The organism is Streptomyces sp. HB132, from assembly GCF_016909575.1.
Classification (GTDB): Bacteria; Actinomycetota; Actinomycetes; order Streptomycetales; family Streptomycetaceae; genus Streptomyces.
In genome coordinates this window covers 34,751-52,028 of record NZ_JAFBGA010000026.1, presented here as the reverse complement: position 1 = coordinate 52,028, position 17,278 = coordinate 34,751, and the positions used below count along the sequence as shown (strand labels likewise).

General features: G+C 71.1%; 1 protein-coding gene. It reads left to right on the top strand.

The features are described 5' to 3' along the window. A partial coding sequence (locus JOC24_RS32020) for a type I polyketide synthase (RefSeq protein WP_205023956.1) occupies positions 1-17,260 on the top strand: 17,260 nt, incomplete at its 5' end. Between the last annotated feature and the right edge of the window lie 18 nt (positions 17,261-17,278).

Here is a 17,278-nt window from a genome sequence, read left to right as displayed (position 1 = left end):
GGGCCGGTTGTGTGGGGTGTTGATGGGTGGGGGTGGTGAGGATCAGGTTGCGGTGCGGGGTTCGGGTGTGTTCGGGCGTCGTGTGGTGCGTGCCCGGGGGACGGGGGTGGCATCGGGTGTGGTGGTTGGTGGGACGGTGCTGGTGACGGGTGGTTCGGGTGCGTTGGGTGGGCATGTGGCCCGGTGGGTGGTGGGTGAGGGTGCCGGCCGTGTGGTGCTGGTGAGTCGTGGTGGTTCGGCTCCGGCGGAGTTGGTGGGGGAGCTCGAGGGGTTGGGTGCCGAGGTGGTGGTCGCGGCCTGTGATGTGAGTGATCGGGTAGCTCTGGCTGGGCTGGTGGAGCGGGTCGAAGCGGCCGGTGGTCCGGTGCGTTCCGTGTTCCACGCGGCTGGTGTCGGTCAGATGACCGGTCTGGTGGGTATGAGCACCGATGAGTTCACTGAGGTGCTGCGGGCCAAGGTGACGGGTGCGGACAATCTGGATGCGGTGTTCGGTGACCGGCCGCTCGACGCGTTCGTACTGTTCTCCTCGATCAGTGCCGTCTGGGGCAGTGGCGGCCACGCCGCCTACGCGGCGGCCAACGCGCACCTCGACGCCCTGGCCGAGCAGCGACGGGCGCGCGGGTTGACCGCCACGTCCATCGCCTGGGGCCCCTGGGGCCAAGGCGGCATGATCGAGGACATCGGCGAAGCCGAACTGCGGCGACGCGGACTGTCCACCATGGCTCCGGCCACGGCGATCACCGCTCTCCACCGGGCGCTCGTTGAAGGCGACGTGCACGTGGCGGTCGCCGATGTGGACTGGGAACGCTTCGCGCCCGCGTTCACCGCCGCGCGGCCGAGCCCACTCCTGGACGGTCTGCCCGAGGTGAGGCAGATCATCGAGCGCGCCGAGGCTCCGGTGGAGGACTCCGCCTTCAAGCAGCACCTGGCAGGTCTCTCCACGCCGGAACGTGATGCGGAACTGCTCGAACTCGTTCGCCGTGAGGCGGCGGCCGTGCTGGGACACCGAGGCGCTGAAGAGGTGCCCGCCGACCGCGCGTTCCAGCAGCTCGGTTTCGACTCGCTCACTGCCGTGGAGCTGCGCAACCGGCTGACAGCGGCTACCGGTCTGTCCCTGCCCTCGACGCTGATCTTCGACTACCCGACCCCGGCAGTGCTCGCCGGCCACGTCCGCACCGAGGTATTCGGCGAGGCTCTTGAGGTCCCGGCGACGTCGTCGGTGACCAGGGAGTATGCCGAGGATCCGGTCGTCATCGTCGGTATGAGCTGCCGGTTCCCCGGCGGTGTCGCGACGCCCGAGGAGCTGTGGGCGCTGCTCGAGTCCGGAGGCGACGGCATCTCCGGCTTCCCGGAGGACCGCAACTGGGACGTGGGCGCACTCTACGATCCGGACCCCGAGAGCGTGGGGACGTCGTACGTCTCCGAAGGCGGGTTCCTGCACAACGCGGCGGAGTTCGACCCCGGCTTCTTCGGGATCTCGCCGCGTGAGGCGCTGGCGATGGACCCCCAGCAGCGTCTGCTGCTGGAGGCGTCGTGGGAGGCGTTCGAGCGAGCGGGCATCGACCCGACCTCGCTCAAGGGCGACCGGGTCGGTGTGTTCACCGGAACCAACGGCCAGGACTACGGCTATGTGCTGGGCGGCGCCGGCGACTCCGTGGTGGGGTACGGCGCCACGGGCAGTTCTGCCAGCGTTCTCTCCGGACGCATCGCGTACACCCTGGGTCTCGAAGGACCGGCGGTAACCGTAGACACTGCGTGCTCCTCGTCCCTGGTAGCCCTGCACCTTGCGGTGCAGGCGCTGAGGGAGGGTGAGTGCACCATGGCCCTGGCCAGTGGTGTGACCGTCATGTCGATGCCGGGCGCCTTCGTGGAGTTCTCCCGGCAGGGCGGCCTCGCGGTGGACGGCCGGTGCAAGGCGTTCGCCGAGGCGGCGGACGGCACCGGCTGGGGCGAGGGTGTGGGCATGCTCCTGGTGGAGCGGCTGTCGGACGCGCGGCGCAACGGGCACCAGGTGCTCGCGGTCGTACGAGGCTCTGCGGTGAACCAGGACGGTGCGTCGAACGGTCTGACGGCCCCGAACGGTCCCTCGCAGCAGCGGGTCATCCGCCAGGCCCTGGCCAACGCCGATCTGGAGCCGGCGCAGGTCGACGTGGTCGAGGCGCACGGTACGGGTACGAAGCTGGGTGACCCGATCGAGGCGCAGGCGTTGCTGGCGACGTACGGGCAGGGGCGGTCGGAGGGACGGCCGCTGCTGCTCGGCTCGATCAAGTCGAACATCGGGCACACGCAGGCCGCCGCAGGCGTGGCCGGGATCATCAAGATGGTTCTGGCGATGCGACACGGTGTGCTGCCGCAGACCCTGCACGTCGACGAGCCGTCGTCGCACGTGGACTGGTCGGCGGGCGCGGTGGAACTGCTGACGGAGTCGGTGGCGTGGCCGGAGACGGCTGCGCCGCGGCGGGCGGGTGTGTCGTCCTTCGGTATCAGCGGGACCAACGCGCACATCATCCTCGAGCAGGCTCCGGAGACGGCGGACGTGGTAGTTGCCTCGTCGTTGCCGGTGGTGCCGTTGGTGCCGTGGGTGGTGTCGGCGAGGACGGCCGAGGCGCTTGTCGCTCAGGTGGAGCGGGTGTCGGCGTTCGCAGCGGATCGGAATCCGGTGGACGTCGGGTTCTCGCTGGCTACGTCGCGTGCGGTGCTGGAGCACCGTGCCGTGGTCATCGGCGACCGGACGATCGAGGGGTCGGTGACCTCGGGTCGTACAGCCGTGTTGTTCTCGGGTCAGGGTGCGCAGCGCTCGGGTATGGGCCGTGAGCTGTACGGGGCGTACCCGGTGTTCGCGGATGCCTTCGACGCGGTGTGTGCGGAGCTGGACCGTCATCTGGATCAGCCGCTTCGCGAGGTGGTGTTCGAGGGTGGTGAGCTGCTGGATCAGACGCAGTTCACGCAGGCCGGGCTGTTCGCGCTCGAAGTGGCGTTGTTCCGTCTGGTGTCGGCGTGGGGTGTGAAGCCGGATTACCTGCTGGGTCATTCGATCGGTGAGTTGTCGGCCGCGCATGTGGCTGGTGTGCTGTCGCTGGAGGACGCGGCGAAGCTGGTGGCGGCGCGCGGTCGTCTGATGCAGGCGCTGCCGGCCGGTGGGGCGATGGTGTCGCTCCAGGCGTCGGAGGACGAGGTCCTGCCGCTGCTGACCGACGGTGTCGACATCGCCGCGCTCAACGGGCCGTCCGCGACGGTGGTCTCCGGTGACGAGGACGCTGTCCTCGCGATCGCCGCGCACTTCGAGGCGGAAGGCCGTAAGACCAAGCGGCTCCGTGTCAGTCACGCGTTCCACTCGCCCCGCATGGGCGCCATGCTGGAGGACTTCCGGGAGGTGGCGGAGGGCCTGGCTTTCCACCGGCCTGGAATCGGGATCGTTTCCAATGTGTCCGGTCTGGTCGTGTCGGGCGACGAGATCTGCTCGGCGGACTACTGGGTGCGTCACGTCCGCGAGGCCGTGCGCTTCGTCGACGGGATGCGGGCTCTCCAGGGCCAGGGAGTGACCACGTACCTGGAGCTGGGTCCGGTCGGTGTGTTGTCCGCGATGGGCCAGGACTGCGTCGAGGCGTCGGCGTTCGTCCCGGCTCTGCGCAAGGACCGCGACGAGGCGACGACCCTTGTGACCGCGCTCGCCGAGCTCCACGTACGTGGATCGGCCGTCGACTGGGCGGCGTACTTCGCCGGCACCGGCGCCCGCCGCGTCGACCTGCCGACCTACGCCTTCCAGCGTGAGCACTACTGGCCCGCCGCCGCAGCGCGATGGCTCGGTGACGTGTCCGCCTTCGGGCTGCGCCCGGTCGGGCACCCCATGCTCGGTGCTGCGATGACGCGGGCCGACGCGGACGGGCTGATCATGACGGGCCGCCTGTCGCTGCAGACACACCCGTGGCTCGGCGACCACGCCGTACTGGGTGCGGTCCTGCTTCCGGGCACCGCCTACGTCGAGCTCGTCCTGCAAGCCGGCGAACACGTCGGTTGTGGCCTTCTCGAGGAACTGACACTCCAGACACCGCTGGTGCTCCCCGAGCAGGGCGGAGTCGCCGTACAACTGACCGTGGGCGCACCGGACGCGGAGGGCAAGCGCCCCGTCGCTCTGTACTCACGGCCCGCGGAAGCCCAGGACGACGCCCTTCCGTGGCAGCAGCACGCCGCCGGCGTGCTGGCCCCCGCGGGTTCCGAGGCCAACGATACGGAGCTGGCCGAGTGGCCGCCCCGAGACGCCGTCGCGGTGTCCGTCGACGGGCACTACGAGGGTCTCGCCGAGCACGGCTACGGTTACGGCCCCGTGTTCCAGGGGCTGCGGGCCGCATGGCGCCGCGGTGAGGAGATCTTCGCCGAGGTCGCGCTGCCCGACGGCGCCGAGGCCGAACGATTCGGTCTGCATCCCGCTCTGCTCGACTCCGCCCTGCACGCGATGGGGCTGAACGGTGGCAGCGCGTCCCAGGGCGAGCCGACGGGGGTCGGTCTGCCGTTCGCCTGGTCCGGCGTCTCCCTGTACGCGGTCGGCGCATCCGTGCTGCGGGTGCGGATCACGCCCACCGGGTCGGGTATCCGCCTCCTGGCCGCCGACGGTTCCGGTTCCCCGGTCGCCCACGTCGAATCGCTGGTACTGCGTCCGGTGACCGCAGCACAACTGACGGCGCCCGGAGTGGAACAGGACGCGTTGTTCCACCTCGAATGGTCGCCCCTCCCCGTGCCTCCCCTGCCGTCGGACGGCCCCGCCCGACGGTGGGCGGTGCTCGGCGAGGACTGGCCGGTGGCCCTGGGCGCCGAACCGTACGAGGACCTGGCAGCCGTGGACCCGGCCGTCGACCTCGTCCTCGTCACCCACTGCGCCGATGCCTCCGACGACCTGGCGTCCGACGTGCGCCGGAGCGTGCGCGAGCTGCTCGAGCTGGTCCAGGAGTGGCTGGCCGATCCCCGGTTCGCCGACGCCCTGCTGGTGATCGCGACACGCGGTGCGGTCGTGCCCCGCGGTGAGGACGAGCTGTCCGACCTGGCCGGAGCGGCGGCCTGGGGGCTGATCCGCTCGGCGCAGTCCGAGAACCCCGGCCGACTGGTCCTCGTGGACCTGGACGACTCCCACGCCACGCTGCTTCCCGCACTGGCCACGGGTGAGCCGCAACTGGCCATCCGCGCCGGTGACGTGTTCGTACCCCGGCTGGGCCGTACCTCGGCCGGTGAAGCCCTCGTACCGCCGTCGGGGAGCAGCCCGTGGCGGCTGGACATCACGGACAAGGGGACCCTCGAAAACCTCACACTCGCCGCGTGCCCCGACGCCGTCGAGCCCCTCGCACCAGGGGCGGTACGGGTCGGCATGCGTGCCGCGGGCCTGAACTTCCGCGACGTGCTGATCGCGCTCGGCGTCTATCCCGGTGACGCCACCATGGGCATCGAGGGCGCCGGCGTCGTCCTGGAGACCGGCCCCGGCGTCACCGGGCTGGAGCCCGGCGACCGCGTGATGGGTCTGTTCTCCGGTGCGTTCGGACCGGTCGCGGTGACTGACCGCCGCACGCTTGCCCGCATCCCGGACGGCTGGTCCTTCACCGAGGCGGCGTCGGCCCCGGTGGTCTTCATGACCGCCTATTACGCACTCGTGGACCTGGGGCGACTGCAGCCCGGCGAGTCGGTCCTCGTACACGCCGCCGCCGGTGGCGTCGGCATGGCCGCCGTGCAGCTCGCGCAGCACCTGGGCGCCGAGGTCTTCGCCACTGCGAGCAGCGGCAAGTGGGACGTGGTGCGCTCGCTCGGAGTCGATGACGCGCACATCGCCTCCTCACGCACACTCGACTTCGAACGACAGTTCCTCGACGTCACCGAAGGCCGCGGTGTCGACGTCGTCCTGGATTCCCTCGCCCGGGAGTTCGTGGACGCGTCGCTGCGCCTGCTGCCGGGCGGCGGCCGGTTCATGGAGATGGGCAAGACCGACATCCGTGACGCTGAGGTGATCGCCGAGACCTTCCCGGGCGTCGCCTACCAGGCCTTCGACCTGATCGAGGCCGGCCCCGAGCGGATCGGCCAGCTGATGGCCGAGGTACTCGCGCTCTTCGACAGCGGAGCGCTCAAGCCGCTGCCGATCCGTACCTGGGACGTGCGGCAGGCCCCCGAGGCGTTCCGCTTCCTGGCCAAGGCACGCCATGTCGGCAAGGTCGTCCTGACCGTGCCCGAACCCGTCGAGCGGCACGGCACGGTCCTGGTGACCGGGGCCACCGGCGCCCTCGGCGGGCTGGTGGCACGCCACCTCGTCGCCGAGCACGGTGTGCGCAGCCTCGTCCTGACGGGTCGCCGCGGCGCGACGGCCGCCGACGCCGCCGCGCTCGCCGCCGAACTGACCGAGGCCGGCGCCGACGTCGTGCTGGCCGCCTGTGACGTCACCGACCGCGACCGACTGGCGGCAGTCCTGGCGGACTTGCCCGAGGACAGGCCACTGACCGGTGTCGTGCACGCCGCGGGTGTCCTCGACGACGGTGTGGTGTCGTCCATGACACGCGAGAGCCTCGACACCGTGTTGCGACCCAAGGTCGACGGCGCGGTCCACCTGCACGAACTGACCGCAGGGCTCGACCTGTCGATGTTCGTCACGTTCTCCTCGGTGGCCGGAGTCTTCGGCGGGCCCGGGCAGGCCAACTACGCGGCAGCGAACGCCTTCCTCGACGGTCTCGCCCAGCAGCGCCGCAGCGCGGGACTGGCGGCGACCTCGCTGGCGTGGGGCCCCTGGGCCACCACGGACGGCATGCTGGGACGACTCGACGACTCCGACGTGGACCGGATGGTGCGCTCCGGTGTCCTGCCGCTCGCGGACGAGCACGGCCTCGCCCTCCTCGACGCCGCGCTGGCCTCTCCACGGGCGGCGCTGGTACCGGTCGGCCTGGATCTCGCAGCCCTCCAGGCGCAGGCCGCCGCAGGTGCACTGCCGGGAGTCTTCCGCGGACTGGTCCGTACCTCGGGCCGGCGCCGGGCTCCGGCCGCCGTCACGACGGGTGCGTCCACCCTGGGACAGCGCCTCGCCGGACTCGCCCCGCAGGAGCGCGACCAGGAACTGCTGGACCTCGTGCGCACCCAGGCTGCCTCCGTGCTCGGCCACGCGGGGGCCGAGACGGTCGACGGTGACAAGCAGTTCAAGGATCTGGGAGTCGACTCCCTGACAGCGGTGGAGCTGCGGAACCGGCTGAACGCCGCGACAGGTCTCCGGCTCCCCGCGACCCTCGTCTTCGACTACCCCACCCCCGCCGCTCTCGCCGGATTCCTGCTGACGGAGATCCTGGGCGTCGTCGTACCGGAGAGCGCGGGCGCGCTGCTCACAGCCGCCGATGACGACCCGATCGCGATCGTGGGCATGAGCTGCCGGTTCCCCGGCGAGGTGAACTCGCCCGACGACCTGTGGCGGTTCCTTCTCGACGGCGGTGACGCGATCTCCGGGTTCCCCGACGACCGTGGCTGGCACGCCGACCGGCTGAACGGCCCGGCGTCGGAGGGTGCCACCGACCTGCTGACCACCGTGCGCGACGGCGGCTTCCTGACCGGTGCGAGCGCCTTCGACCCCGGCTTCTTCGGTATCTCACCGCGTGAGGCCCTCGGAATGGACCCGCAGCAGCGACTGCTGCTGGAAACCGCATGGGAGACCTTCGAACACGCGGGTATCGACCCCGCTGACGTACGCGGCAGCGCGACGGGTGTGTTCGCCGGTGCGTCGTCCTCCGCGTACGGGGCCGGGGCACAGCTGCCCGAAGGGTTCGAGGGGAACGCCCTGACCGGCAGCGCGACCAGCGTGGTGTCCGGCCGGGTGTCGTACACCTTCGGCCTCGAGGGCCCCGCGGTCACGGTGGACACGGCTTGCTCGTCCTCGCTTGTGGCCCTGCACCTCGCCGTGCAGGCGCTGCGGCAGGGTGAGTGCACCATGGCGCTGGCCGGCGGTGTCACGATCATGGCCGACCCGGGCATCTTCATCGAGTTCAGCCGTCAGCGCGGGCTGGCGCCGGACGGCCGCTGCAAGCCTTTCGCGGAGGCGGCGGACGGTACGGGGTGGTCCGAGGGCGTCGGCATGGTGCTGGTGGAGCGGCTGTCGGACGCGCGGCGCAACGGGCACCAGGTGCTCGCGGTCGTACGCGGCTCTGCGGTTAACCAGGACGGTGCGTCGAACGGTCTGACGGCCCCGAACGGTCCCTCGCAGCAGCGGGTCATCCGGCAGGCACTGGCGAACGCCGGCGTCGCCGCCGGGGACGTCGACGCCGTCGACGCGCACGGTACGGGCACCCGGCTGGGTGACCCGATCGAGGCACAGGCGCTGTTGGCGACGTACGGGCAGGAGCGGCCGGACGACCGTCCCCTGCTGCTCGGCTCGATCAAGTCGAACATCGGGCACACGCAGGCCGCCGCAGGCGTGGCCGGGATCATCAAGATGGTGCAGGCCATGCGGCACGGCCTGCTGCCCCGCACCCTCCACGTGGACGAGCCGACGTCGCACGTCGACTGGTCGGCGGGTTCGGTGGAGCTGCTGACGGAGTCGGTGGCGTGGCCGCAGACGGGTGAGGCGCGGCGTGCCGCGGTGTCCTCGTTCGGGATCAGTGGCACGAACGCGCATGTGATCCTGGAGCAGGCTCCGGTGATCGAGGCGCCGGAGGAAGCCGCGGAGGCGGTGTCTCCGGGGTTGCCGGTGGTGCCGTGGGTGGTGTCGGCGAAGTCCGAGGCGGGTCTTTCGGCGCAGGTGGAGCGCTTGTCGGCGTTCGCCGCGGATCGGAACCCGGTGGACGTCGGGTTCTCGCTGGTCACGACGCGTGCGGCGATGAATCACCGTGCGGTGGTCATCGGGGACCGGGTGGTGGTTGGTTCTACCGCGCCCGGTGGTCTGGCGGTGTTGTTCTCGGGTCAGGGTGCGCAGCGCTCGGGTATGGGGCGTGAGCTGTACGCGTCCTATCCGGTGTTCGCGGATGCGTTCGATGTGGTGTGTGCGGAGCTGGACCGGCACTTGGACCGGCCGCTCCGCGATGTGGTGTTCGAGGGTGGTGAGCTGCTGGATCAGACGCAGTTCACGCAGGCCGGGCTGTTCGCGCTCGAAGTCGCCCTGTTCCGTCTGGTGTCGGCGTGGGGTGTGAAGCCGGATTACCTGCTGGGGCACTCCATCGGTGAGTTGTCGGCCGCGCACGTGGCTGGGGTGCTGTCGCTGGAGGATGCGGCGAAGCTGGTGGCGGCGCGTGGTCGTCTGATGCAGGCGTTGCCGGCCGGTGGGGCGATGGTGTCGCTCCAGGCGTCGGAGGACGAAGTCCTCCCGCTGCTGACCGACGGCGTATCGATCGCCGCGCTCAACGGGCCTTCCGCGACGGTGATCTCCGGTGACGAGGATGCCGTCCTCACCATCGCCGCGCACTTCGAGACCGAAGGTCGCAAGACCAAGCGGCTCCGTGTCAGTCACGCCTTCCACTCGCCGCGCATGGACGCCATGCTGGAGGAGTTCCGGGCGGTCGCGGAGACTTTGACCTACCGATCCCCGCAGGCCGCCATCGTCTCCAACGTGTCCGGCTGTGTCGTGTCGGACGAGGAGATCTGCTCGGCGGACTACTGGGTACGCCACGTCCGCGAGGCCGTCCGCTTCGTCGACGGCATGCGGGCCCTCCAGGACCACGGTGTCACCACCTTCCTGGAGTTGGGTCCGCTGGGTGTGTTGTCCGCGATGGGGCAGGACTGTGTTGCGGACTCGGTGTTCGTCCCGGCCCTGCGCAAGGACCGTGACGAGGCGACGACCCTCGTCACCGCCCTAGCCGAACTGCACGTACGCGGGTCGGCCGTCGACTGGGCGGCGTACTTCGCCGGCACCGGCGCCCGCCGCATCGAGCTCCCGACGTACGCCTTCCAGCACGAGCGGTACTGGCTCTCCGCGCCCGCGGCTCCCCTCGGGGACATGGCGGCCGCCGGCATGGGCCGTTCCGATCACCCGCTGCTGGGAGCCGGCGTGAGGCTGGCGGGAACCGACGGGTTCCTGTTCACCGGACGGCTGTCCGTCGAGTCCCACCCCTGGCTCGGTGACCACATGGTTCTGGGTTCCGTAGTCGTCCCGAGCGCGGCCTTCGTCGAGCTCGCGCTCCACGCGGGCGAGCAGTTCGGCGCCGAACTGCTGGACTCGATGACCGTACGCACCCCGCTGGTTCTGCCCGAGCACACGTCGGTCGGCGTTCAGCTGGTCGTCGCGGACGACGACGGCACGGGACAGCGCAAGGTGGAGGTGTACGCGCGTTCCACGGCAGGCGGTCCCGAGACGGACTGGACCCTGCACGCCGCAGGCGTACTGGCGCCGGCTCGCGAAAGCCGCGACGTGGAGAACGAGTTCGAGGTGTGGCCGCCGGATGGTGCCTCCCCGGCGTCGGTGCAGAGCGTCTACGACGATCTGGCCGATGCCGGTCACGACTACGGTCCCGCTTTCCGTGGGCTGCGCGCGGTATGGCGCCGGGACGACGAGCTGTTCGCCGAGATCGCGCTCGAGGAGGACACGGACACCCAGGGCTTCGGACTGCACCCCGCTCTGCTGGCCGCCGCCTTCCACCCGGTCGCGGGTGGCCTGCCGTCCTCGTGGTCCGGCGTGACGCTGTCCGCGGTGGGCGCGAAGGTGCTGCGTGTACTGATTCGTCCGGCGGAGCAGGGTGTCGCCGTCCTCATGGCCGACGAGACCGGCGAGCCGGTCGCCGCGGCGGAGTCCGTGGTGCTGACTCCGGTGACGCCCGAGCAACTCCGGACCGACTCGGGCGAGAGGGATTCACTCTTCGCTCTGGACTGGGCGCCCGTGCAGCTCCCGGCCCAGGCCACCCCGGGTACCTGGGCCCTCTTGGGAGAGCCGGGCGCACTCGCTCCGCTCGGCATACCTGCCTATGCGGACCTCGCCGCCGTCGACGGGGCGCCCGACGTCGTCTTCTGCTTCCCGGATGTCGACGACGACGACCTCGCCTCCCGTACACACGCCACCAGCCACGCGGTCCTCGCGACCGTGCAGGAGTGGCTGAGGGACGACCGGTTCGCCGACGCCGTCCTGGCCGTCGTGACCCGGGGAGCGGTCGCCCTCGGGGACAGCGGACCCGATGACCTCGCGGGCGCGACCGCGTGGGGGCTGGTGCGGTCCGCCCAGTCGGAGAACCCCGGCCGCCTGCTGCTCATCGACCTGGACGACCACGCCGACTCGCCCGGAGCCCTGGCCGCCGTGACGGCGGGCGGTGAACCGCAGGTCGCGATCCGCGCGGGTCGCGCCTTCGCGCCCCGGCTGACCCGGCCGGCGCCACGCCCGGCAGCAACGGACCCGAAGCCGCACGGCACCGTCCTGGTGACCGGCGCCACAGGCGCCCTCGGCGCCCTGGTCGCCCGGCACCTCGTGACCCGGCACGGCGTCCGCAGCCTGGTACTGACCAGTCGGCGAGGCCCCGACGCACCCGGCGCCGCCATGCTGGCCGCCGAGCTGACGGAGGCCGGCGCGGAAGTGACACTGGCCGCCTGCGACGCAGCCGACCGGCGGCAGTTGGCGGAGGTCATCGCGGCGATCCCGGCCGACCGCCCGCTGACGGGCGTGGTGCACGCGGCCGGTGTCGTCGACGACGGTGTCGTCTCCTCGCTGACCGCCGACCGGCTGGACACCGTACTGCGCCCCAAGGTCGACGCGGCAGTACACCTCCACGAGCTCACCGCGCAGTCGGACCTCTCGATGTTCGTCCTGTTCTCCTCGGTCGCCGGAACCTTCGGCTCGCTGGGGCAGGGCAACTACGCGGCGGCGAATGCCTTCCTCGACGCACTGGCCCTGCACCGCGCCGGCCGCGGGCTGGCAGCCACGTCGCTGGCGTGGGGGCCTTGGGACCTCGCGGACGGGATGGTCGGACGTCTGCACGACGGCGACACGAGCAGGATGAGCCGGTCCGGCGTGGTGCCCCTGACGGCCGAGGAAGGGCTGACGCTCCTCGACACGGCGCTCACCGGCGGCCATGCGGCGCTCGTGCCCGTACACCTGGACCTCGTGGCCCTGCGCGCCCAGGCCGCCGTCGGTGCGCTCGCCGGAGTGTTCCGCGGACTGGTCCGTACGAGCTCGCGCCGCAGGGCGGGATCCGTAGCCGGATCGCTCAAGCTGCTGCAGAAGCTCGCGGGGCTCACCCAAGAGGAGCGCGGCGCCGTCCTGCTGGACGTGGTCCGTGCCCAGGTCGCTGCGGTCCTCGGTCACACCGGTACCGAATCGGTCGGCGTCGACCGGCCGTTCAAGGAGCTGGGCTTCGACTCGCTGACCGCCGTGGAGCTGCGTAACCGGCTCGACGCGGTCACCGGCCTGCGGCTCCCCGCGACACTGATCTTCGACTACCCCACTCCGACGGCCCTGTCCGACTTCGTACTCGGAGAGGTCCTGGGCACACAGCCCGAGACCCCTGTCGCCCTGCCGACCGCCCAGGCGGCGGAGGACGACCCGATCGTGATCGTCGGCATGAGCTGCCGCTACGCCGGCGGGGTGGCGAGCGCCGACGACCTCTGGCGACTGGTCACCACGGGCGGTGACGGCATAGCCGGCTTCCCCACCGACCGTGGCTGGGACCTGGACAGCCTCTACGCCGCAGGCGGCGAGGACGGCGCGTCCACGACGCTGGAGGGCGGATTCCTCTACGAGGTGGCGGAGTTCGACCCCGCGTTCTTCGGGATCTCGCCCCGGGAGGCCGTGGCGATGGACCCGCAGCAGCGGCTGCTGCTCGAAGTCTCGTGGGAGGCCTTCGAGCACGCCGGTATCGACCCCACGTCCGTGCGGGGCCACCACATCGGAGTCTTCGCAGGAACCGCCTCGTCCGGCTACGGGGCCGGGATGCGACTGCCGGACGGAACCGAAGGCCACCTACTCACCGGCAACGCGACCAGTGTCATCTCCGGTCGTGTCTCCTACACCTTCGGCTTCGAGGGGCCCGCCGTCACGGTGGACACGGCGTGTTCGTCCTCGCTGGTCGCCCTGCACCTGGCGACGCAGGCCCTGCGCTCCGGCGAGTGCTCGATGGCCCTGGCGGGCGGAGTGACCGTGCTGACGAACCCGGGCATCTTCGCGGAGTTCTCCCGCCAGCGTGGTCTGGCGGCCGACGGCCGGTGCAAGGCCTTCGCCGACGCGGCGGACGGCACGGGCTGGTCCGAGGGCGTCGGCATGGTGCTCGTGGAGCGGCTCTCCGACGCCCGGCGCAACGGGCACCGGGTGCTCGCTGTCGTACGGGGCTCGGCGGTGAACCAGGACGGTGCGTCGAACGGCCTGACCGCGCCGAACGGTCCCTCGCAGCAGAGCGTGATCCGGCAGGCGCTGGCGAACGCCGCGCTGTCCCCGGCACAGGTGGACGCGGTGGAGGCGCACGGGACCGGCACCAAGCTGGGTGACCCGATCGAGGCACAGGCGCTGCTCGCCACCTACGGACGCGAGCGGCCGGAACAACGGCCGCTGCTGCTCGGGTCGATCAAGTCGAACATCGGCCACTCGCAGTCCGCTGCGGGCGTCGCCGGCATCATCAAGATGGTGCAGGCCATCCGCCACGGCGTCCTGCCTCGGACCCTGCACGTGGACACTCCGTCCTCGCAGGTGGACTGGTCGGCGGGTGCGGTGGAGTTGCTGACGGAGTCGGTGGCGTGGCCGGAGTCGGGCGAGGCCAGGCGTGCGGGGGTGTCGTCGTTCGGTATCAGTGGTACGAACGCGCACGTCATTCTGGAGCAGGCGCCGGACGACGATGTCGTCGTGGGGGCCGGGCTTCCGGACGGTGTCGTGTTGCCGTTCGTGCTGTCCGGTAAGTCGGAGGGGGCGTTGCGGGATCAGGCGGCGCGTCTGGCTGAGTCGGTGGCGGTCTCGCCGGGTGTGCCGATGCGGGATCTTGCGCATGCGCTGGCGTTGAGCCGGTCCCGTTTCGAGCACCGGGCGGTGGTGACGGCCTGTGGGCGTGAGGAGTTGGTGGCCGGCCTGGAGGCCCTGGCCGGTGGGCGGTCGGGCCCGGCGCTGGTGCGGGGCGTCGCTGATGGTGTGATGCGGCCGGTGTTCGTTTTTCCGGGGCAGGGGTCGCAGTGGGTGGGTATGGCTGCGGGCTTGTTGGAGTCCTCGGATGTGTTCGCGCAGCGGCTGGGCGAGTGCGGTGCGGCGTTGGAGCCGTTCACGGACTGGTCGCTGCTGGATGTGCTGCGTGGTGAGCCGGGTGCTCCTGGGTTCGGTCGTGTTGATGTGGTGCAGCCGGTGTTGTGGGCGGTGATGGTGTCGTTGGCCGAGGTGTGGCGTGCGGCGGGTGTGGTGCCCGCTGCGGTGATGGGCCATTCCCAGGGTGAGATCGCTGCTGCGTGTGTGGCTGGTGGGCTGTCCTTGGAGGACGGTGCGCGGGTGGTGGCGTTGCGGAGCCGGGCGATTGTGGAGCTCTCGGGTCTGGGCGGCATGGCGTCCGTGGCGGAGCCGGCGCAGGAGGTGGAGGTACGGCTCTCCAAGTGGGAGGGGCGCCTTTCCGTCGCGGCGGTGAACGGCCCGTCCTCGGTGGTGGTCAGTGGTGACGATGACGCGCTGGACGAACTGCTGGTGGCATGCAAGACGGACGGGGTGCGTTGCAAGCGCATCGATGTCGATTACGCCTCTCACAGCGCGCATGTGGAGCGGATCCACGACCAGTTGCTGAAGGTGTTGGCGGATCTGTCCCCGCGTGTGTCGAAGGTGCCGCTGTATTCGACGGTGACGGGTGAGTTGCTGGACACGGCGGGGATGGACGGCGAGTACTGGTACACCAACCTGCGCCGCACGGTCCTCCTGGAGGAGACGACCCGCACCCTGATCGACGCCGGTCATCGTGTGTTCGTGGAGGTCAGCCCCCATCCGGTGCTTCAGCTCGGTCTGCAGGAGACGTTCGAGGCGGCCGGTAGTGACGCGGTGGCGTTGGGGACGCTGCGGCGGGACGAGGACGAGCCCCGGCGCTTCATGACCTCCCTCGCCGAAGCACACGCCAACGGGGTCGACCCTGACTGGAAGGCGCTGTTCGCCGGTCATGTTCCGGCCCATGTCGATCTGCCGACCTATGCCTTCCAGCGGCGGCATTACTGGCCGGAAGCTCTGGCGGCCCCGGCCGCGGGTGCCGTGGACCCGGTCGACGCCCAGTTCTGGGAGGCCGTCGAACACGGTGACCTCACCACACTGGCCCGGACCCTCGATGTCGAAGGCGATTCGTTGGGCGCGGTCCTGCCCGCCCTGTCCTCATGGCGGAAGCAGCGCCGTGAGGCCTCCGCCACCGACTCATGGGCCTACCGGTCCAGTTGGATAACACTGGCTGAGGGATCAGCCTCCCTCACCGGCACCTGGCTGATCGTGGCATCGGCGACCGGAGCGAGCGGTGAACTCGCCCCCCTCGTCGCGCACGCCATGCGCGCACAGGGGGCCGACGTCCTGCAATTCGCCGCCGGAGACGTACTGGACCGGGTGACGCTGTCCCTGCGGTTGTCCGACACACTCGGCGACCGCACCGACATCGCCGGAGTCCTTTCCCTGTGCTCCGTCGACGAGGAGCCGGTCGCCGGGACCCCGGAGCTGACCACCGGTCTGGCCGCGACCGTGGCGCTCGTGCAGGCGCTCGGCGACGCAGCCGTCACGGCGCCCCTGTGGTGCCTGACCCAGGGCGCCGTCCAGACGGGTGGGCACGACGGATCCATCAGACCCGCACAGGCCCTGGTCTGGGGCATGGGCAGGGTGGCCGGCCTCGAACACCCGGAGCGATGGGGCGGCTTGATCGACCTCACCGACGCACCTGACGAGCGCGCGCTTTCACGGCTGTGCGGTCTGCTCGCCCGTTCCGGCGATGAGGACCAGCTCGCCGTGCGTCCGGGCGGAGTGTTCGCCCGCCGCCTGCTGCCCGCGCCCCCGATGGCGTCGAGCCGCTCCTGGACGCCGGAAGGGACCGTGCTCGTGACCGGGGGCACCGGAGCGATCGGCAGGCAGCTGGCCCGCTGGCTCGTCGGCCACGGCGCAGAGCACGTCGTGCTCATCGGACGCAGGGGAGCGGACGCGCCCGGTGTGGCCGAACTGATCCAGGAGCTGGCCGGATCGGGCACCGCGGTCACCGCGGCCGCCTGCGATGTGGCGGATCGAGACGCCCTCGCCGGACTGGTGGCACGGCTGAAGGCCGACGGCGACCGGATCACCGCTGTGCTCCACGGCGCGGGAGAGCTGGACGACGCGGTCATGGGCGCGCTCACGCCCGAGCGGCTGGCCGCCGCGCTGCGCACGCACGTGGGTGGCGCCCGGAATCTGCAGGAGGTGACACAGGGCCTGGACCTCACCGCCTTCGTGCTCTTCTCCGGCATCGCCGGCACGGTCGGGGGCGCCGGCCAAGGAGCCTTCGCCGCCGCCGGCGCCTATCTCGACGCGTTCGCCGCGCACCGCAGGTCGCAGGGTCTGGCGGCCACGTCCATCGCCTGGGGGCCGTGGGCGGACGGCGGCCCGGCCACATCCGACGACACGTTCGTCGAACGGATGAGCCGTCGTGGCCTGGCCGCTCTGCCGACCGCCTCCGCGCTGCCCGCACTGAGCCGGGCGGTGGCGCAGGACAGCCCGTCCCTGCTGCTCGCGGACATCGACTGGGCGCTCTTCGGGCCTTCGCTCACCGCGGTCCGCCCCAGCCCGCTGATCGCCGACGTCCCACGGATGCGGGAGTTGGCGCGCGCGGCGGAAGAGGCCGGAGACAGTGCCGCCGACAGTGCGGCAGTGTTCCGGAGGACTGCGGCCGAACTGTCCGAAGTCGAACTCGGCCAGATGCTCCTGGAACTGGTACGTACCGAGGCCGCCGGGACGCTCGGCCACACCGAGATGGAGGCCGTCGGTGCGAAGCGGCCCTTCCGGGATCTCGGATTCGAATCCCTGACCGCCGTGGAGCTGCGCAACCGGCTCAGCACGCGTACGGGGCTGCGTCTTCCGGTCACGCTGGCGTTCGACTACCCGACGCCGGTGGCGCTGGCCGCCTTCCTGCGGACCGAGGTCAGCGACGACGCCGAACCGCAGGCCGTCCCCGTACTGGCCGAGCTTGACCGGCTGGAGGAGACCCTGGCGTCGCTGTCCGCGGACCGCACCGCGCGCCACCGGATCGGGGCACGGCTGCGCGACATCCTCTCCGGCTGGGACGAGGAGCCCGCGACGGGCGACGAAGCCTCCGCAACGGTCGCCGAGAAGCTCCAGGCCGCATCGGCCGACGAGGTCCTGGCATTCATCGACAACGAGCTCGGGGCCTCCTGATGGGTCGGCACCGTATTT